This is a genomic window from Streptomyces sp. NPDC043680 (assembly GCF_056436685.1).
Genome location: NZ_JBWKCE010000010.1, coordinates 151,037 through 169,084, shown reverse-complemented (window position 1 = coordinate 169,084; position 18,048 = coordinate 151,037). Strand labels below are relative to the sequence as shown.

At 70.9% G+C, this 18,048-nt stretch carries 18 protein-coding genes, 3 tRNA genes and 1 pseudogene; 4 read left to right on the top strand and 18 right to left on the bottom strand.

What is annotated here, in order from left to right; translation table 11 throughout:
- Positions 1-454: 454 nt before the first annotated feature.
- From rplL to AC0666_RS21540, 8 genes and pseudogenes are all read right to left on the bottom strand, one after another.
- Positions 455-838 carry a 50S ribosomal protein L7/L12 gene (gene rplL / locus AC0666_RS21575; protein ID WP_468962819.1) on the bottom strand — a complete coding sequence of 128 codons (384 nt, stop codon included), beginning with the start codon at positions 836-838 and terminating at the stop codon, positions 455-457.
- A 110-nt stretch (positions 839-948) separates the two neighbouring features.
- A complete protein-coding gene (rplJ, locus tag AC0666_RS21570) occupies positions 949-1,479 on the bottom strand; it encodes a 50S ribosomal protein L10 (protein ID WP_361720155.1) in 531 nt (176 codons plus the stop codon).
- Between the two features lie 281 nt (positions 1,480-1,760).
- Positions 1,761-2,635: pseudogene (locus tag AC0666_RS21565) on the bottom strand (SCO4651 family lipoprotein).
- 119 nt (positions 2,636-2,754) lie between these two features.
- Positions 2,755-3,483: a 50S ribosomal protein L1 gene (rplA, locus tag AC0666_RS21560; RefSeq protein WP_361720150.1), complete on the bottom strand. Its 729-nt coding sequence runs from the start codon at positions 3,481-3,483 to the stop codon at positions 2,755-2,757.
- Positions 3,484-3,572: 89 nt separating this feature from the next.
- On the bottom strand, positions 3,573-4,007 hold the full coding sequence (rplK, locus tag AC0666_RS21555) for a 50S ribosomal protein L11 (RefSeq protein WP_356851313.1): 435 nt from the start codon (positions 4,005-4,007) through the stop codon (positions 3,573-3,575).
- A 178-nt stretch (positions 4,008-4,185) separates the two neighbouring features.
- Positions 4,186-5,145: a transcription termination/antitermination protein NusG gene (gene nusG / locus AC0666_RS21550; protein ID WP_468962816.1), complete on the bottom strand. Its 960-nt coding sequence runs from the start codon at positions 5,143-5,145 to the stop codon at positions 4,186-4,188.
- Between the two features lie 84 nt (positions 5,146-5,229).
- A complete protein-coding gene (gene secE, locus AC0666_RS21545; protein WP_030298162.1) occupies positions 5,230-5,511 on the bottom strand; it encodes a preprotein translocase subunit SecE in 282 nt (93 codons plus the stop codon).
- 105 nt (positions 5,512-5,616) lie between these two features.
- Positions 5,617-5,689, bottom strand: a tRNA-Trp gene (locus AC0666_RS21540).
- A gap of 192 nt (positions 5,690-5,881) precedes the next feature.
- Between AC0666_RS21540 and AC0666_RS21535 the strand changes: the two genes are divergently transcribed.
- Positions 5,882-7,108: a pyridoxal phosphate-dependent aminotransferase gene (locus AC0666_RS21535; RefSeq protein ID WP_468584918.1), complete on the top strand. Its 1,227-nt coding sequence runs from the start codon at positions 5,882-5,884 to the stop codon at positions 7,106-7,108.
- Between the two features lie 168 nt (positions 7,109-7,276).
- Entirely contained in the window at positions 7,277-8,296 is a 1,020-nt protein-coding gene (locus AC0666_RS21530) for an adenosine deaminase (protein ID WP_468584919.1), read from the top strand.
- 3 nt (positions 8,297-8,299) lie between these two features.
- On the opposite strand, the gene AC0666_RS21525 is transcribed toward AC0666_RS21530, so the two are convergent.
- The 10 genes from AC0666_RS21525 to AC0666_RS21480 all read right to left on the bottom strand — a co-directional run bounded on the left by AC0666_RS21525 (position 8,300) and on the right by AC0666_RS21480 (position 15,598).
- Positions 8,300-8,716: a hypothetical protein gene (locus tag AC0666_RS21525; RefSeq protein ID WP_468584920.1), complete on the bottom strand. Its 417-nt coding sequence runs from the start codon at positions 8,714-8,716 to the stop codon at positions 8,300-8,302.
- Between the two features lie 15 nt (positions 8,717-8,731).
- Entirely contained in the window at positions 8,732-9,847 is a 1,116-nt protein-coding gene (locus AC0666_RS21520; RefSeq protein ID WP_468585117.1) for a UDP-N-acetylmuramate dehydrogenase, read from the bottom strand.
- Complete coding sequence (locus tag AC0666_RS21515; RefSeq protein WP_468962811.1) at positions 9,844-10,242, bottom strand: DUF3291 domain-containing protein; 399 nt, start codon at positions 10,240-10,242, stop codon at positions 9,844-9,846. The genes AC0666_RS21520 and AC0666_RS21515 overlap by 4 nt, the downstream gene beginning before the upstream one ends.
- An 82-nt stretch (positions 10,243-10,324) precedes the next feature.
- On the bottom strand, positions 10,325-11,809 hold the full coding sequence (locus tag AC0666_RS21510) for a DHA2 family efflux MFS transporter permease subunit (protein ID WP_468962809.1): 1,485 nt from the start codon (positions 11,807-11,809) through the stop codon (positions 10,325-10,327).
- A 126-nt stretch (positions 11,810-11,935) separates the two neighbouring features.
- Positions 11,936-12,511 (bottom strand): TetR/AcrR family transcriptional regulator, encoded by a 576-nt coding sequence (locus tag AC0666_RS21505; RefSeq protein WP_468962807.1) that lies wholly within the window; start codon positions 12,509-12,511, stop codon positions 11,936-11,938.
- A 1,665-nt stretch (positions 12,512-14,176) separates the two neighbouring features.
- Entirely contained in the window at positions 14,177-14,605 is a 429-nt protein-coding gene (locus tag AC0666_RS21500; RefSeq protein ID WP_361718866.1) for a MaoC family dehydratase, read from the bottom strand.
- A gap of 1 nt (position 14,606) precedes the next feature.
- Complete coding sequence (locus AC0666_RS21495) at positions 14,607-15,059, bottom strand: MaoC family dehydratase N-terminal domain-containing protein (RefSeq protein ID WP_361718863.1); 453 nt, start codon at positions 15,057-15,059, stop codon at positions 14,607-14,609.
- A gap of 91 nt (positions 15,060-15,150) precedes the next feature.
- Positions 15,151-15,315, bottom strand: coding sequence for a 50S ribosomal protein L33 (gene rpmG, locus AC0666_RS21490; RefSeq protein ID WP_003956487.1), 165 nt, complete (start codon positions 15,313-15,315; stop codon positions 15,151-15,153).
- Between the two features lie 89 nt (positions 15,316-15,404).
- Positions 15,405-15,477 (bottom strand) — tRNA-Met (locus AC0666_RS21485).
- Between the two features lie 48 nt (positions 15,478-15,525).
- A tRNA-Thr gene (locus AC0666_RS21480) sits at positions 15,526-15,598 on the bottom strand.
- Between the two features lie 401 nt (positions 15,599-15,999).
- Here AC0666_RS21480 and AC0666_RS21475 point away from each other — a divergent pair.
- Together AC0666_RS21475 and AC0666_RS21470 are read left to right on the top strand one after the other, a co-directional pair.
- Positions 16,000-17,319, top strand: a complete 1,320-nt coding sequence (locus AC0666_RS21475) for an amidohydrolase family protein (protein ID WP_478708140.1) — start codon at positions 16,000-16,002, stop codon at positions 17,317-17,319.
- A gap of 54 nt (positions 17,320-17,373) precedes the next feature.
- Positions 17,374-18,030 (top strand): SDR family oxidoreductase, encoded by a 657-nt coding sequence (locus tag AC0666_RS21470; RefSeq protein WP_468962802.1) that lies wholly within the window; start codon positions 17,374-17,376, stop codon positions 18,028-18,030.
- The last annotated feature ends 18 nt before the right edge of the window (positions 18,031-18,048 follow it).

The following is an 18,048-nucleotide window of genomic DNA, read 5'->3' as shown; positions in this document are numbered from 1 at the left end:
CTAACAGGCAGCGCAAAGGGTCAGTGTAGCCACTTGGCTCACTGATGTCCAGACCAGGTTTCCGGAAACCGGCAACAGGCCTTCCCCACGTCTCTTCACACCAGCACTACTCAACCCAACACTGCGTCCCACGCTGCGGCACTCGCGCACGGAGCGCGTATCAGTACTGCCCTCTTCGTAGTCGATCCATGCCTCGGATCGCCGATCCGTGTGGTTCACGGATCCCGGACCGGGCGGACCGATCTCACAACGGGTCTGAGAATTGCGCGCCTCGTGCCGTTCGTCAAGGCCCCCTGCTCCGTGCGGATCATCTGCGGACCCTGGCGCGGGGCAACGAAGATCACCCTACTCCCCAACGAGAGCAGGGCAAGTCAGGCACCGCGGGTACGCCAAAGGGCGACCACCCTTACGGGTGATCGCCCTTCGCAGGGACCCACAGGGGGCCCCAGAGGTGTTACTTGACCTCGACAGCCGCGCCGGCAGCCTTGAGGGCCTCGGCGGCCTTGTCAGCGGCCTCCTTGTTGACCTTCTCCAGAACCGGCTTCGGGGTGCCGTCGACGAGGTCCTTGGCCTCCTTCAGACCCAGGGAGGTCAGCTCACGCACGACCTTGATGACCTGGATCTTCTTGTCGCCGGCGCCGGTGAGGATGACGTCGAACTCGTCCTTCTCCTCGACGGCCTCGACCGGGGCGCCCGGGGCACCCGGAGCGGCAACGGCGACCGCGGCGGCGGCGGTGACGTCGAACTTCTCCTCGAAGGCCTTCACGAACTCGGAGAGCTCGATGAGGGTCATCTCCTCGAACTGGGCGAGGAGGTCGTCCTGAGAGAGCTTCGCCATGATGGGCGATCCTTCCACTAATTCGGCAGGTGCCGGTTGTATATAGAGGCGGGCGTAACGGCCCGCTACGACCCACGCACTAGGCGGCGTGGATCAATGCGCGAGCCGAATTACTCGGCACCGCCCTGCTCGGCGAGCTTGACGCGAAGCGCTTCCGCGGTGCGGACGAACTTCGACGGCAGCGCCTGGAAGAGCGAGGCAGCCTGGGACTGCTTGCCCTTGAACGCGCCGGCCAGCTTGCTGAGCAGAACCTCGCGGGACTCAAGGTCCGCAAGCTTCTTGATGTCGTCGGCGGAGAGAGCCTTACCGTCAAGGACACCGGCCTTGATGATGAGGTTCGGGTTCTCCTTGGCGAAGTCACGCAGGGCCTTCGCCGACTCCACCGGGTCACCGGTGATGAAGGCGACCGCGGTCGGACCAGCGAAGTGCTCGTCCAGTGCGGTGATCCCGGCCTGGTTGGCCGCAATCTTGGTCAGCGTGTTCTTCACCACGGCGTACTGGGCGTTCTCACCGAGGGAGCGACGCAGCGTCTTGAGCTGCTTGACGGTGAGACCCCGGTACTCGGTCAGCACGGCGGCGTTGGAGCTCTGGAACGCGTCCGTGAGCTCGGCCACCGATGCAGCCTTGTTGGGCGTCGGCATATGCGTCGGCCTCCTTCCGGGTGATGAGGACCGCTCAGAAGGGGCTGACATACAAAACGCCCCGGCGCAGGCGCCAGGGCGTAGCTCGACCGGATGAAATCCGGGAACTCTTCCACAGTCACCTGCGCGGGTCGTCCGCATGGAGCGGATCCTTCGGCCACCGCACCCTTGCGAGCACGGCAACGACCAGCGGTCTTTGGCTTCCGGGGAAGACTACGCGACCGTGCACCGGTCAGGCAAATCGGTCAGCCGGCGGCACCCTCCGAGGGCCCGGGAACGGCTCAGTGACCGAGGCCCTTCAGCGTGTCCTCGGCCTCCTTGAGCTTGCGCTCGGTCTCCTTCTGCACGACGTCGAAGTCGGTGACCTGGTCCGCGGCCGGGGCCGCCACGGCGGGCGCCTTGCCGAAGTCGGAGAACTTCGCCGTGGCCTTCGCGGCGCCCTTCTCGTCTGTGAGGACGGAGTCCACCCGGACCGGGTAGCCCTCCTTGTCGATCCACAGATCGAAGGCGTAGGTCTTGACCTGCGCCTTCTTCAGGTCCTCGTGCAGGGCTTGGCGCTGCTTGTCCTCCATGAGCTTGCTCTTGGTGTCGCTCTGGAGCAGCTCGTCCAGGGTGAAGGTGCCCTGGTAGTGGCTTCGATGCCGTTGGGCCGCTCGGCGCCGACGTGCTTGAGGTTCTCCTGGTCCAGCAGCATGGCCAGGTACTCGACCGGGTTCTCGTTCAAGCGGACCCCCGGCTTGTCCGGGGAACCCAGCTCGATCTTCATCCACGGCTTGCCGCCGTTCTTTTCCTTCTCCATCGGCGAGTACACGGTGTCGCCGATCATGACGGTGTGCTTGCCGTCGCTCGTGGTGTCCGAGCTGAACGGGTACCAGCCCTTGACGCCGGTTTCCTCGCGGGTCTTGCCGTCGGCCTCCACGGTGGACACGGAGGCCTTGGCGAACTTGGCCGGCACCGTCTTCCTGTACGAGGCCCTGACCGCCTCCGCGGGCTTCTGGGCGGTCTTCCCCGTGTTCGGCGCCCCGCCGTCCTTGTCACCCTTGCCCGCGCCCCCGTCGGAGCCGCAGGCGGTCAGAGCGGCCAACAGCAGTGCGCCACCCGCGGGGCCGCGCCCGTCCGCACCCGGACCACCTTGTTCATCGCGTACTTCCCCCATGAATAGATCTTGATCCGACCCTACGTGCCGGTCCGGGCGGGGAAATAGCGGAACGGGCCCCTCACCGCCCTGTGAAGGGGGCGAGGGGCCCGTTCAGCCACTCGGGTGAGCCGTCAGGCTCAGACCGCGGCCGGGTCTTCCTCGACGAGGAGGTTCCGGGTGCGGTTGGAGTCCAGCTGGATGCCGGGGCCCATGGTGGTGCTCAGGGCGGCCTTCTTGACGTAGCGGCCCTTCGCGGCGGACGGCTTCAGACGGAGGATCTCCTCCAGCGCCGCGCCGTAGTTCTCGACCAGCTGCTCATCGGTGAAGGAGACCTTGCCGATGATGAAGTGCAGGTTCGAGTGCTTGTCGACACGGAACTCGATCTTGCCGCCCTTGATGTCCGTGACAGCCTTCGCCACGTCCATGGTGACGGTGCCCGTCTTCGGGTTGGGCATCAGGCCACGGGGACCGAGCACGCGGCCGAGGCGGCCGACCTTGCCCATGAGGTCCGGGGTGGCGACAACCGCGTCGAACTCGTTGAGGCGGTTGCCCTTGGCGATCTCGTTGATCAGCTCGTCGTCGCCGACAATGTCGGCGCCGGCGGCTTCCGCGGCCGCAGCACGGTCACCGGTCGCGAAGACCAGGACCCGGGCGGTCTTGCCGGTGCCGTGCGGGAGGTTCACGGTGCCACGGACCATCTGGTCGGCCTTGCGCGGGTCGACACCCAGGCGGAAGGCGACCTCGACGGTGGCGTCGAACTTGGTCGTGGAGGTCTCCTTGGCGAGACGGACGGCTTCGAGCGGGGCGTACAGCTTCTCCCGGTCGACCTTGGCGTCCGCAGCGCGGAGAGTCTTGCTGCGCTTCACTTCTGCTCCTGTGTTTCGGATTCAGGCATGGAGTCGTGGTGCGGGCCAGCGCTTGGCCCTACCACTGGTGGTGCTGGGGGGTGGCTGGATCAGCCCTCGACCGTGACGCCCATCGAACGCGCGGTGCCGGCGATGATCTTGATCGCGGCGTCGACGTCGTTGGCGTTCAGGTCGGGCATCTTCAGCTCGGCGATCTCGCGGACCTGGGCGCCGGTGAGCTTGGCGACCTTGGTCTTGTGGGGCTCGCCGGAGCCCTTCTCGATGCCTGCGGCCTTCAGGATCAGGCGCGCGGCCGGCGGCGTCTTGGTGATGAAGGTGAAGGAGCGGTCCTCGTAGACCGTGATCTCCACCGGCACGACCATGCCACGCTGCGACTCGGTCGCGGCGTTGTAGGCCTTGCAGAACTCCATGATGTTGACGCCGTGCTGACCGAGCGCGGGGCCGACCGGCGGAGCCGGGTTGGCCGCACCGGCCTTGATCTGGAGCTTGATAAGCCCCGTGACCTTCTTCTTCTTGGGAGGCATTGCTCTCTCCGGGTCCTAGTGAGAGTTTTTCGCCGCCGATCCGGTCATCCGGATGGAGGCATACCGCACCACGATAACGGGTATCGGAGCGGGGCTGAAAACCGAGCAGGTCAGACCGCCCTTCGAGGGGGCGGTCTGACCTGTCCGGAAGCTGTGTCTCAGAAGATCAGTTCTGCGATCAGTTCTTCTGGATCTGGTCGAAGCTCAGCTCGACCGGGGTCTCGCGACCGAAGATCTCGACGAGGCCCTTGACCTTCTTCGAGTCGGGGTTGATCTCGTTGATGGTCGCCTGCAGCGTCGCGAACGGGCCGTCGGTGACGGTGACCGAGTCGCCGACCTCGAAGTCCAGGACCTCGATGGTGCGCTTGACGGCGGGCGCCGGCAGACCGGCCTCCTCCGCGGCGGCCTTGGCGGCCTTCTCCTGCGCCTCCGGGGCGAGCATCTTGACGATCTCGTCCAGGGTCAGCGGGTACGGGTCGTAGGCGTTGCCGACGAAGCCGGTGACACCGGGGGTGTTGCGGACGACGCCCCAGGACTCGTTCGTCAGATCCATGCGGACGAGAACGTAGCCGGGCAGCTTGTTCTGCCGGACGTTCTTGCGCTCGCCGTTCTTGATCTGGACGATCTCTTCCTCGGGCACCTCGGCCTGGTAGATGAACTCCTCGACGTTCAGCGAGACGGCGCGCTGCTCCAGGTTGGCCTTCACGCGCTTCTCGTAGCCCGCGTAGGTGTGGATCACGTACCACTCGCCGGGAAGGAGGCGCAGCTCGTCGCGCAGGGCCTGGATCGGGTCGACGGGCTCGGCCTCGGCGGCCTCCTCCTCGACCTCGGCCTCGGCCTCGGCGGCCTGGTCCTCCTCGCCGGGCTCCTCGGACTCCTCGGACTCCTGGGATTCGGCGGCGGCTGCCTCGGCGGCGTCGACGTCGTCGTTCTCATCGGCCGGGGCGTCGTCCTCGTCGGCCTCGGCGTCGACCTCGCCCTCCACGTGCAGGGCGGCCTCTTCGGCAGCGACACCGGCCTTGGCGTCGGCGCGCTCGGCCTCGTCGGGGTCCACAGCGTCTGCCGCCTCGACGATGTCGAGCTCGTCCTCGACGGACTCGACGGAGTCGTGGCTCGCGTTCAGGTTCGGGTCAGACACGGTGGCTGCTTCTTCCTGGATACAAAAGGTGGTGGAACATGCGAAAACGGGCGGCACCCATCAAGGCGCCGCCCTCCGCGGGGATCAGCCGAAGACGAACTTGATGGCTTCCTGGAACCCATAGTCAATCACGGTCACCAGACCGATCATGATGACGACGAAGACAATCACCACGGTGGTGTACGTCGTGAGCTGGTTGCGAGTGGGCCAGACGACCTTGCGGAGTTCCGCGACGATCTGGCGGTAGAACAGCGCGAGCCGGCCCAGAGGACCCTTCTTCCCGCGCTTGCCGCCCTTTCGGGCCTTCTTCTCGCGGGTGTCGTCCTCGGCGTCAGGCATGTCGATGGAGCCCAGGGCGTCCGTCACGTCTCTCACCTGAATCCGGGTCGTGGCCGTAGCCGCGCCCGGTTGCGCCGCACGGCGTTGCATCGAAGTACGTACCTGCGCACACATCCGAGAAGGAGTGTGGAGCAGGGCCGGAGGGACTCGAACCCCCAACCGCTGGTTTTGGAGACCAGTGCTCTACCAATTGAGCTACGACCCTTTGCGTCCCCCAACCTACCGCATCCAGACGAGTGCACGGAGTGCTCACGCTCTGGGGTGCCCGGCGGGGTCCAACGACAGGTGAGTGTACGTGGTCCGGGCCCTGACGTCGAACAGAGCACGGACCGGACTGGTCCGTCCGGTGACTGAAACGGTGTGCGGCGCCTCTGAGGCGTCTGGGACGATTGGCCGCATGACCTCTGCAACGCCTTCCTCCGAGCGCCGGGTGTCCGCCCGTATCGGCGCCATTTCCGAGTCCGCCACCCTCGCCGTGGACGCCAAGGCCAAGGCCCTCAAGGCCGCCGGGCGTCCGGTCATCGGCTTCGGCGCGGGCGAGCCCGACTTCCCGACCCCGGACTACATCGTCGAGGCCGCGGTCGAGGCCTGCCGCGACCCGAAGTTCCACCGCTACACGCCGGCGGGCGGCCTGCCCGAGCTCAAGAAGGCCATCGCCGAGAAGACCCTGCGCGACTCCGGCTACGAGGTCGACGCGTCGCAGGTCCTGGTCACCAACGGCGGCAAGCAGGCGATCTACAACGCCTTCGCCGCCGTCCTGGACCCGGGTGACGAGGTCATCGTCCCGGCCCCGTACTGGACCACCTACCCGGAGTCGATCCGCCTGGCCGGCGGTGTCCCGGTCGAGGTCGTCGCCGACGAGACCACCGGCTACCGCGTCTCGGTCGAGCAGCTGGAGGCCGCCCGCACCGAGCGCACCAAGGTCGTCCTCTTCGTCTCGCCGTCCAACCCGACCGGCGCCGTCTACAGCGAGGCCGACGCCCGCGCGATCGGCGAGTGGGCCGCCGAGCACGGCCTGTGGGTCCTGACGGACGAGATCTACGAGCACCTCGTCTACGGCGACGCGAAGTTCACCTCGCTGCCCGTGCTGGTGCCGGCGCTGCGCGACAAGTGCATCATCGTCAACGGCGTCGCCAAGACGTACGCGATGACGGGCTGGCGCGTGGGCTGGGTCATCGCCCCGCAGGACGTCATCAAGGCCGCGACCAACCTGCAGTCGCACGCCACCTCCAACGTCTCCAACGTGGCCCAGATCGCCGCGCTGGCCGCCGTCTCGGGCAACCTCGACGCGGTCGCGGAGATGCGGAAGGCCTTCGACCGCCGCCGCCAGACGATGGTCAAGATGCTGAACGAGATCGACGGCGTCGTCTGCCCGACGCCCGAGGGCGCGTTCTACGCGTACCCGTCGGTCAAGGGCCTGCTCGGCAAGGAGATCCGCGGCAAGCGCCCGGCGACCTCCGTCGAACTCGCCGCCCTGATCCTGGACGAGGCCGAGGTCGCGGTCGTCCCCGGTGAGGCCTTCGGCACGCCGGGCTACCTGCGCCTCTCGTACGCCCTCGGCGACACGGACCTGGTGGAGGGCGTGTCCCGCATCCAGAAGCTCCTGGCGGAAGCCAAGGCCTAGGCCCCGGGCGGGCCGGCCCCGCAGCCCCGTCCTGAGCGGCGGTTCCCCTCCGGGAGCCGCCGCTCAGGCGTTGCGGCACCCCGCCCCGGCCCCGCTTTCGCGTTCGAGCAAGGCCCCGATCGGGAAAACCCCCTCCCGCCGGGCGCAGCGGTACGGCAGGATCACCCAATGGAGCACGTACGCGATCTCACGCTTCTGCCGAAGGCCCACCTCCACCTGCACTTCACGGGGTCCATGCGCCCCTCGACCCTGCTGGAGCTCGCCGACAAGTACGGTGTGCGCCTGCCGGACGCCCTGACCGCCGGGGAGCCGCCCAAGCTGCGCGCCACCGACGAGCGCGGCTGGTTCCGCTTCCAGCGGCTCTACGATGCCGCCCGGTCCTGCCTGCGCGAGCCGGAGGACATCCAGCGGCTGGTCCGCGAGGCCGCCGAGGAGGACGTCCGCGACGGCAGCGGCTGGCTGGAGATCCAGGTGGACCCCACCTCCTACGCCCCGCTCCTCGGCGGCATGATCCCGGCCGTCGAGATCATCCTGGACGCCGTCGACGCGGCCTCCCGGGACACCGGCCTGGGCATGCGCGTGCTGATCGCCGCCAACCGCATGAAGCACCCCCTGGACGCCCGCACCCTGGCCCGCCTCGCCGTCCGCTACGCCGACCGCGGGATCGTCGGCTTCGGCCTCTCCAACGACGAGCGCCGCGGCATGGCCCGCGACTTCGACCGCGCCTTCGCCATCGCCCGGGAGGGCGGCCTCCTCGCGGCCCCGCACGGCGGCGAGCTCACCGGCCCCGCCTCGGTCCGCGACTGCCTCGACGATCTGCACGCCTCCCGTATCGGCCACGGCGTCCGGGCAGCCGAGGACCCCCGGCTGCTCCGGCGGCTCGCCGACCGGCAGATCACCTGCGAGGTCTGCCCGGCGTCCAATGTCGCCCTCGGCGTGTACGAGCGGCCCGAGGACGTCCCGCTGCGGACCCTGTTCGAGGCCGGGGTGCCGATGGCGCTGGGCGCCGACGACCCGCTGCTGTTCGGGTCCCGGCTCGCGGCGCAGTACGAGATCGCCCGCCGCCACCACGCCTTCACCGACGCCGAGCTCGCCGAGCTGGCCCGCCAGTCGGTGCGCGGCAGCGCCGCGCCGGGCGACGTACAGGACAAGCTGCTGGCCGGGATCGACCACTGGCTGGCTTCCTAGCGGTCAGCGGGTGAGCCGCAGGTCGCCCTCCCAGCAGTCGGCGCGTACCCGGTCCCCGTCCGGGAAGCCGATCTCCAGCCGGGTGCGGCCGGTGTCGGGCGCCGCGAACTCGGCGACCGTCGCCACCGTCTCGCCGAGGTGCCGCAGGAAGGGGTGGTCGCCGAGGTCCTCGCCGACCTCGATCCGGCCCCACTGCCCCATGTCGTAGGGCTCGTGGGGCGCGGCGGACTCCACGATGAGGCACCGGTCGGACCCGGTGCTGATCCTGGTGGACTCGCCCTCGCTGTCGATGAGCCAGACGTCGAGCGGTGCCTCGGAGCGTTCGCCCTCGTAGACGTGCCAGGACGCGACGATCCGGCTGATCGTGCGTCCCACCAGGCGGGTGGGGTCCGTACCGGCCCCGTGCAGTGGACAGAGCATGGCGGCCGGGGCTCCTCAGATGCTGACGCCGACCGTCACCGGTTCGTTGACCAGGGTGACGCCGAAGGCCGCGTGGACGCCCGCTCGGACCTCGCGGGCCAGGGCGAGGAGGTCCTCGGTGGTGGCCGTGCCGCGGTTGGTCAGCGCGAGGGTGTGCTTGGTCGAGATGCGGGCGGGGCCGGTGCCGTAGCCCTTGGTGAAGCCGGCCTTGTCGATGAGCCAGGCCGCGCTGGTCTTCGTACGGCCCTCGCCGGCGGGGTAGGCGGGCGGGGCGGTGTCGGGGCCGAGGCGGTCCCGGACGCGGGCGAGGAAGGCGGCGTACGCCTCCTCGTCGAGGACCGGGTTGTGGAAGAAGGAGCCCGCGGACCAGGTGTCGTGGTCGGCGGGGTCGAGGACCATGCCCTTGCCGGCGCGCAGCCGCAGGACGGTCTCGCGGGCGGTGGCGGCGGGGACGCGGTCGCCGGCCTCGACGCCGAGGGCGCGGGCGGTCTCCGGGTACTTGATCGGCGCGGAGAGGCCTCCCGCGTCCTCCAGGGCGAAGCGGACGCGGAGGACGACGTACCGCTCGGGCTGGTGCTTGAAGAGGCTGTTGCGGTACGAGAACGCGCACTCGGCGGCGGTCAGCGTGACCGTCTCGCGCCGGGTGCGGTCGTAGGCGACGACCTCGGTGATGGTGTCGCAGACCTCCTGGCCGTACGCCCCGACGTTCTGGATCGGGGTCGCACCGGCGGAGCCGGGGATTCCGGCGAGGCATTCGATGCCCGCGAGGCCCGCCTCGACGGTGCGGGCGACGGCGTCGCTCCAGTTCTCGCCCGCGGCCAGCTCCAGGGTGGTGCCGGTGAGGGTGAAGCCGGTGGTCGCGATGCGCAGGGCGGTGCCGTCGAAGCCGCGGTCGCCGATGACCAGGTTGCTGCCGCCGCCGATGACGAGGAGCGGGGTGCCGCTCTCGTCCGCGGCGCGCACGGCGTCGACCACCTCGGCGTCGGTGGTCGCGGTGACCAGACGGGTGGCGGGGCCACCGAGGCGGAAGGTGGTCAGAGGGGCGAGGGGGGCGTGGTGGAGTTCCTGCACGTGCACAAGAGTACGGTCCGTGACCCTCGCATCCCGGCGGGGCCACGGACCGTACGTCAGGCCCGGCTCTGCTGCTCGGCCAGTCGGCGCTCGGCTTCGGCCCAGCCGAGGGGCAGCTCGGCGGCCGGGACGGTCCAGAAGGTGAAGGCCGATTCCTTCATGAAGCCGGCGGCGGCGCGGGAGCTGGAGCGGTGCGGCTCGCTGCGGGCGAAGCGGTACAGGGCGTCGCGGTCCTCCCAGGCGGAGAGGGTGAGGAAGGTGCGGCGCAGCACCCGGGCGCGCAGGGCGACGCCGTGGGCGCCGGGGGCGGAGCGGATCTGGCGGATGATGCCGGGCGCCTTGAGGAAGAACCGGAGGGCGCCGGTGAGGGTCTCGGTCTCGAACCGGGAGGCCATGACGTAGACCTCGGCCTCGGGGGCGGGCGGCGTGGGAGTGGACCAGGGGATGTCGGGCACGGCAGGCGCTCCTTCATGTGTCCGGGATCTCAGGAGGGTAAGTGGCTCATCTGTATTTCGGGTAGTACCTGTTGAGCGGAGCTCAAGCGGTCCGGACCTTGTCGGGGGTCGGGGCGGGGGCCGGGGTCGCGGTCGGAGCCGGGGTCGCGGCGCGGGCCGCGGGAGCCTGGGCCTTGGCCGTACGCGGCAGCAGCAGGGCCAGGCAGGCGGCGAGCGCGACCGCACCGGCGCCGATCCACAGGGCGGGGACGGTCCCGTCGGCGAAGCTCTGCGGCGAGGCGTAGCCGCCCTGGGCGGAGAAGACCGAGGCGAGGACCGCGACACCCAGCGCGCCGCCGACCTCGCGCAGGGCGTTGTTGGTGCCGGAGGCCTTGCCCTGGTCGGCGGGGGCGACGGTGGACATCAGGACGTGGGAGGCGGGGGCGAAGTACAGGCCCATGCCGATCCCGCTGATGATCAGCGCCGGGAGCTGGGCGGCGTACGAGACGTCCGTGCTGAGGATCATCGCGAACCAGGCGAGGCCGAGGGCCTGCAGCGCGAGCCCCGCGGCGACGACCGGACGACCGCCGATCCGGTCGGCGAGGATCCCGGCGACCGGGGCGACGAGCATGGGCATGCCGGTCCAGGGGAGCATGCGCAGGCCGGCTTCGGTGGGGGTGTAGCCGGCGACACCCTGGAGGAACTGGCTGAGCAGGAAGATCGAGCCGAACATGCCGAGGAACATCAGCAGCCCGGCCGCGTTGATCCCGAGGAAGCCGCGGCTGCGGAAGAGCCGCATGGGGAGCATGGGGTTCGCGCTGGTGAAGCCGTGGCGGACGAAGGCGCCCACGAGGGCCGTTCCGGCGATCAGGCCGGTGAGGACGGGGCCGCTGGTCCAGCCGTGGGCGTTGGCGTTGACCAGGCCGTAGACGATGCCGAAGAGCCCACCGCTGATGAGGAGGGTGCCGGGGAAGTCGAGGCGGGCGGTCGGGGCCTTGGACTCGGCGAGGCGCAACCGGGCGAGCGGGATCAGGGCGAGGCCGATGGGCACGTTCAGCCAGAAGATCCACTGCCAGGAGATGTGCTCGGTGAGGCTGCCGCCGACGAGGGGGCCGCTGGCGACGGCGAGCCCGCCGACCGCGCCGTTGATGCCGAGCGCCAGGCCTCGGCGGGCGGCCGGCACGGCGGCGGTGAGCAGGGTGAGGGAGAGCGGCATCATGACCGCCGCGCCGACGCCCTGGACGGCGCGAGCCGCGATGAGGGCGCCGATACCGGGCGAGAGGGCGGCTGCGGCGGAGGCGCCGGTGAAGATCGCGAGTCCGGCGATGAAGAGCCGACGCCGGCCGAAGCGGTCGCCGAGGGCCGCGCCGAACATGAGGAGGACGGCGAAGGTGAGCGTGTACGCGTTCACCGTCCACTCCAGATCGGCGAGCGCGCCGCCGAGATCCTTGCGGATGGCAGGGAGGGCGGTGGTGACGACGAGGTTGTCGAGAGCGGCCATGAAGCCGGCGGCGGAAGTGAGGACGAGGGCCCAGAGGGCGGGTCCGCGGAGGTGCTGGTTGTCCTGGCTTTGCTCGTTGTGGTTCACGATGCCCCTCACCGTTTCTTTCTGTTAGTTATCACTGACTAACTTTCCTGCGCATACGAAGGCGGCTCTGAAAACGGGCGCTCCCAAGCGGAGCCGCGCACCACGCCCACTCCCCCGGCCCCCCGCTCACCCCTCCGGGTGACGCCGGGCCCGGGCCCGGGCCTCGGGATACAGCCCCTCCCATACACGGTGCTCGGGCGGGAAGCCCATGGCCGCGAGGGTGTTGATCAGCATTCCGATGGCCATGAAGGTGGTGGTGTCGTGAACCTCGCCCCCGAGCGGGATGCGGACGGTGTCCCAGAGCTCCATCCACCCCTTCCGGACGACCTCCCCGAGCTCGTGGTCCCCGGCCGCCTCGGCGGCGCCGACGGTGACGTACATCTGGAGCTGCATCTGCAGCTTGTCGGGGTCCTCGGCGATGAGCCGGACATAGGCGTTGGCCATGGCCTGGGCGGCCTCCTCCCCGTGCAGGCCTTCGGCGGCGGCGACGAAGACCTCCCGGGTGTCGCGGAGGCAGCGCTCGGCGGCGGCGAGGAAGATGGCGGGCTTGTTGGGGAAGAGCCGGAAAAGGTACGGCTGCGAGACGCCGACGCGCTTGGCGATCACCTCGGTGGAGGTCCCGTAGTAACCGCCGCGGGCGAACTCGTGCATCGCCGCGCGGATGACGCTCTCGCGTCGCTCGTCTGCGCTCATCCTTGCCATGGAAGCTAAGTTAGTACTTAATCACTAACTCTGCAAGACCCGTACCAAGGGACCCGCCCGCGCATCCCGGGCCGGGCGGCCCAAGCGGGCCTCGCGCGAAGCGACCACGCACCGGTGGCTCCGCCGAAACGAGCCCTGGACCGGCCACCGGGCCAGGGCACCCCCACCAACCCCGCAGGGATGGCTCCGGCCGGACCCAAGCCCATTCACCGGCTCCGCAGGGCGGCGGGCACGGCTGTCGCTCAGCCTGGGCAGCGGCTCGGGCCACCGACTCGGCCGCAACCGAGCCTGGCGGCCCCAGAACGGCCCGATCGGCCGTTAGCTGCGCGGAGCGGCTCCCGAGCAGCGGCGTTGCCGAGCCGGGACGAGTGGCAGGGACGGCCCACCAGGCAACTGCGGCGCGTAGCCCCCGCCGGGGGTGCGGGGCGAGCCGACTCACGCCGGGTCGAACAGGTGCCCATGCCAAGCCGAGCCACCGCGGCGCGTGACGTCAGGCCACCCGGAGCCGGAGGCGGAAGCCGGCCACACCGCCGGGCCGGGACCCGATACGGGCTCAACGGTCAGCCGCGTCGGCACGGCCCCCGAGGGCTGGTCGAGCCGCAGTCCCCCACTACGGGCCGGGTCGAAGCCGGAATCCCAAGGCAGCGCTGAGCCAGGTCGAAGGCGCTGCGGCGGGCCGGTCTCGACCTGGTCGCGGACGCCGGGCTCTGAACCGAACAGGACCCGGAGGCAGACCACGTGCCGGCCGGAGCCGAACCGAGGACATGGCCGGAGCCAAAGCCAGACACAGGGGCAGCAACGGGGGTGGTCGGTCCCGCCTGGCCGGACCCTCCGGACGGTGGCGCCGACTCAGCCCGAGCGACAAGCCGTACCAGGCAGGAGCCTCACCGAGCTCCTGTCTGAACGGGTCGGAGCGGCAAAGCCGAAGACGGGGGGGCCGCCAGGCCAGCCGGGCGGCGAGCCGAGGGCCGGACCTCACCAAGCTCCGGTCGGAGCAGGCCGGGCGGCAGCCGAAGGACGGGGCCCGCCGGCGCCGGGCCAGCCGGGACAGTAGCCCGCCAAGGCCCAGCCGGAGCGGCAAGCCAAGCACCAAGTCCCCACTGAGTTGCGGTCGGAACGGCAAAGCGAGGGCCGGGGCCGCTGGCATCGCCGAGCCAACCGGGCGCCCAGCCGAGCCCCGACCCACCAACGCCCGCTGCATCGGGCCTCGCAGGGCCAGCCGGGGCCCGGCCGTCCCCGCCGAGTCCGGTCGTAGCGGCAGCCGAAGGCCCGTGGCCGCCGGGGCCGTGGCCCGCCGGGCCCAACCGGAGCGGCAAGCCGAGCGTCGGGCCCCACTGCGTTGCGGTCGGAGCGGCGAAACCACAGTCTGGGCGCCCCCGATGCCTGGGGCCACCGAGCCCAACCGAGCGCCGCCCCCGCCGGCCTCCGCCGCGGTCGGGCCCGCCAAGCCACCCCGGCGCCAAGCCGAGCGCGAACCCGCCGAGGCCGGTCGGAGCGGCAGCCGAAGGCCCGGGCCGCCAGCGCCGGGGCCCCGCCAGCGCCCGGCTGGGGCTGGGGCCCGCCGGGCCGGGCCAAAGCCGGCGGCAAGTCGAGCGCCACGGCACGCTTCGGGCGGGCGCGGTCCGCAGGGGCTCCGGGCAGGGGGCGGCCCCGACGTAGGTGGCCTCAGGCCAGGGTGACCACCGCGCGGGACATGCCCAGGACCTTCTGGCCCGCGCTGAGGGCCGTCAGGTCGACGCGGACGCGGTTGTCGTCCAACTTGGCCGCGACCTTCCCCGTGACCTCGATCACCGCACCGGCGTCGTCGTTCGGGACCACCACCGGCTTGGTGAACCGCACGCCGTACTCCACCACCGCGCCCGGGTCGCCGACCCAGTCCGTCACCACGCGGATCGCCTCGGCCATCGTGAACATGCCGTGCGCGATCACGTCCGGCAGCCCGACCTCCTTCGCGAACTTCTCGTTCCAGTGGATCGGGTTGAAGTCCCCCGAGGCGCCCGCGTACCGCACGAGGGTGGCGCGCGTCACCGGGAAGGACGCCGCCGGCAGCTCGGTGCCGACCTCGACGTCGGCGTACTTGATCTGCGCAGTCATCTCAGGCCTCCTCGGGGGCGCGGGAGACGAGCTTCGTCCACGCCGTCACCACGTGCTCGCCGGACTCGTCGTGGACCTCGCCGCGGATGTCGATGATGTCGTTGCCCGCGAGCGACTTCACGGCCTCGATGGTGGAGGTCACCGTCAGCCGGTCACCGGCCCGCACCGGGCGGGTGTACGCGAACTTCTGGTCGCCGTGCACGACGCGGCTGTAGTCCAGGCCCAGCTGCGGGTCCTCGACGACCTGGCCCGCGGCCGCAAAAGTGATCGCGAACACAAAAGTCGGCGGGGCGATCACATCGGGATGCCCGAGCGCCTTGGCGGCATCGGGGTCGGTGTACGCGGGATTTGCGTCACCCACCGCCACCGCGAATTCGCGGATCTTTTCCCGACCGACCTCGTACGGATCGGTGGGCGGGTAGCTCCGCCCGACGAAGGACTGGTCGAGCGCCATGGCTCACTACCTCCTGTTGAACGACAGGAGGCCGTCCCCCAATGCAGGGGACGACCTCATGACGGTGCCTGTGTTCGAGACGGCGCTGGGGTCAGCGGGTCTCGCGGTGCGCGGTGTGCGAGTTGCAGCGCGGGCAGTGCTTCTTCATCTCAAGACGGTCCGGGTTGTTACGCCGGTTCTTCTTGGTGATGTAGTTCCGCTCCTTGCACTCCACGCAGGCCAGCGTGATCTTCGGGCGGACGTCGGTGGCAGCCACGTGAGTGCTCCTTGGACGGACTATGGGACGGATGAACGCATAAAAGAGTAGCCGATCGGGAGACCGACCCCGCAATCGGCTACTGTGGGTAGCGGCGACCGGACTTGAACCGGTGACACAGCGATTATGAGCCGCTTGCTCTACCGACTGAGCTACGCCGCTTTGATGTGATCAGCTCCCCACCCGAGGGTGGGGAACCTCTCTCACCAGAGCCCCAATGCGGAATCGAACCGCAGACCTTCTCCTTACCATGGAGACGCTCTACCGACTGAGCTATTGGGGCGAGCGATGAAGACATTACACGGTTGCCCGCCGATCGCCCAAATCCTTTGCGGTGCCTGGCCTCGGAGCGCCCCGTGAAGCCTTTCCGGATCAACGCGGGGAGCCCGTCGGGGCGTTTCGGGGTCACTTTCGGGGCGATATGTGGCCGGGCTCACAGGAAGGGCCGCCCTCCGTCAGCTCGGCGAGCCGGCCGGGGCGCGGTCAGGCGCGGTCAGTCGGAGCGCAGCCCGCCGGAGCGCAGCCGCGTACGCCGTGGCGCGGGGGCACCACACCGGTACGACTATTGCGCTCCTCCGCGAAGCGGGGAGCCCCGCACCCTAGGCTCGGAGCACGCTGCGTGATCTTGGGCCGCAGGCCGCGGCCGCCCGGCCCAGGAACCGCCCGAGCCCCCGCAGGAGCGCGATGTCCGACAGCCAGCCGCAGCAGCCGCCCCCGTCCCCGCGCCGCGGCAACGGTCGCGGCGCGGAGGGCGGCCACGGACCCCTGCACCCCACCGGCAACGCGTATCCGGCCGCCTCCAACGAGGCCACCACCCTCCTGCTCGCCGGAGCCCGCCTCACCGACGGCCGTACGGTCGACGTCCGGCTCAGCGGCGGCCGTATCCAGGCCGTCGGCACCGCGGGCAGCCTGCGCACGCCGGCGCTGTCCCGGGTGGACCTGAGCGGCTACCTCCTGCTCCCCGCCCCCGCCGAGCCGCACGCCCACGGGGACACGGCCCTGACGGCCGACGGGGAGGGGCCGGTCTCGTACACCGCCGACGAGGTGCAGCGCCGGGCCACCGAGGCGGTTCTGCTCCAGCTCGGCCACGGGGCGACGGCCGTGCGCTCCCACGTCCGGATCGGCGACGTCCACGGCCTCGGCCCCGTCGAGGCCGTACTGCAGGCACGCCGTTCGCTGCGCGGGCTCGCGGACCTGACGGCCGTGGCCGTACCGCGGCTGCTGACCGGGGTGGCCGGCGCGGACGGGCTCGCCATGCTGCGTGACGCCGTCAAGATGGGCGCCTCCGTGATCGGCGGCTGCCCGGACCTGGACCCCGATCCCGCCGGTTTCCTCGAAGCCGTCCTGGAGCTCGCCGCGGAGCACGGCTGCCCCGTGGACCTGCACACGGACGGTGACGATCCCGGCCGGCTGTCCCGGCTCGCCGCGATGGCCGGCGGGCTGCGGCCCGGCGTGAGCATCGGCCCTTGCGGCGGCTTGTCGCGGCTCCCGCTGGACGCGGCGACCCGCGCCGCCGACCAGCTCGCCGCGGCCGGGGTACGGGTGACCTGCCTGCCCCAGGGAGACTGCGCGGCCCTGGAACGCCGCGGCCTGCGCACCGCCCCCGTACGCCTGCTGCGCGCGGCCGGGGTCCGGGTCGCGGCGGGCAGCGGCGCGCTGCGCGACGCCGGGAACCCGGTCGGGCGGGGGGACCCGCTGGAGGCCGCGTACCTGCTGGCCTCGCAGGGCGGTCTGCGGCCCGCGGAGGCGTACGGAGCGATCAGCACCGCCGCGCGGGAGGCCATGGGTCTGCCGGAGGTGCGGGTGGAGGCGGGCTTCCCGGCGGAGCTGCTCGCCGTGCGCGGGGACCGGATCTCGGGCGTGCTGTCCCTCGCCTACAGCCGGATCGTGATCCACCGCGGCCGGGTGGTAGCCCGTACGAGTGCCGTCCGGGAGTACTGCGACTCGGCGGTCGCGGTGGCCCTGGACCTGCCCCGGCAGGGCCGAATGGAGCCCGGCCCCTGATCCTGCGCCGGGCGTTCCCGGGCGGGCGCGCCCGGCTCGTCGTACGGTCGGGGCATGCGCATCGTCATCGCGGGTGGACACGGTCAGATCGCGCTGCGGCTGGAGCAGCTGCTCGCCGCGCGCGGATACGAGGTCGCGGGCATCATCCGCGATCCGGCGCAGGGCGACGACCTGCGCGCAGCGGGCGCCGAACCGGTGCTCTGCGACCTGGAGTCGGCCTCCGTGGAGCATGTGGCGGGCATTCTGCAGGGCGCGGAGGCGGCGGTGTTCGCGGCCGGGGCGGGGCCGGGCAGCGGGGTGGAACGCAAGGGCACCGTGGACCGGGATGCGGCGGTGCTGTTCGCCGATGCGGCCGAACGGGCCCGTGTGCGGCGCTTCCTGATGGTCTCTTCGATGGGGGCGGACGCGCATCACGAGGGCGACGAGGTCTTCGACGTCTACCTGCGCGCCAAGGGTGCGGCCGACGACCACGTACGGACGCGGCTGGGGCTGGAGTGGACGATCCTGCGGCCCGGCTCGCTGACCGACGAGCCGGGCACGGGCCAGGTCCGCCTGGAGGCGCGCACGGGCCGCGGGGCGGTGCCGCGCGACGACGTGGCGACGGTGCTGGCGGAGCTGATCGAGACCCCGGCGACGGCCGGCCTGACCCTGGAGCTGGTCTCGGGATCGACCCCGGTCCCGGTGGCCGTGAAGGCGGTGGCGGGCAACTGACCTGACCGGCCGTCACGG

Coding starts and splice junctions, on each gene's coding strand:
- rplL (WP_468962819.1), bottom strand. CDS start 838: ATGGCGAAGCTCTCTCAGGACGACCTCCTCGCCCAGTTCGAGGAGATG.
- rplJ (WP_361720155.1), bottom strand. CDS start 1,479: ATGCCGACGCCCAACAAGGCTGCATCGGTGGCCGAGCTCACGGACGCG.
- rplK (WP_356851313.1), bottom strand. CDS start 4,007: ATGCCTCCCAAGAAGAAGAAGGTCACGGGGCTTATCAAGCTCCAGATC.
- AC0666_RS21535 (WP_468584918.1), top strand. CDS start 5,882: ATGACCTCTGCAACGCCTTCCTCCGAGCGCCGGGTGTCCGCCCGTATC.
- AC0666_RS21530 (WP_468584919.1), top strand. CDS start 7,277: ATGGAGCACGTACGCGATCTCACGCTTCTGCCGAAGGCCCACCTCCAC.
- AC0666_RS21525 (WP_468584920.1), bottom strand. CDS start 8,716: ATGCTCTGTCCACTGCACGGGGCCGGTACGGACCCCACCCGCCTGGTG.
- AC0666_RS21505 (WP_468962807.1), bottom strand. CDS start 12,511: ATGGCAAGGATGAGCGCAGACGAGCGACGCGAGAGCGTCATCCGCGCG.
- AC0666_RS21500 (WP_361718866.1), bottom strand. CDS start 14,605: ATGACTGCGCAGATCAAGTACGCCGACGTCGAGGTCGGCACCGAGCTG.
- AC0666_RS21495 (WP_361718863.1), bottom strand. CDS start 15,059: ATGGCGCTCGACCAGTCCTTCGTCGGGCGGAGCTACCCGCCCACCGAT.
- AC0666_RS21475 (WP_478708140.1), top strand. CDS start 16,000: ATGTCCGACAGCCAGCCGCAGCAGCCGCCCCCGTCCCCGCGCCGCGGC.
- AC0666_RS21470 (WP_468962802.1), top strand. CDS start 17,374: ATGCGCATCGTCATCGCGGGTGGACACGGTCAGATCGCGCTGCGGCTG.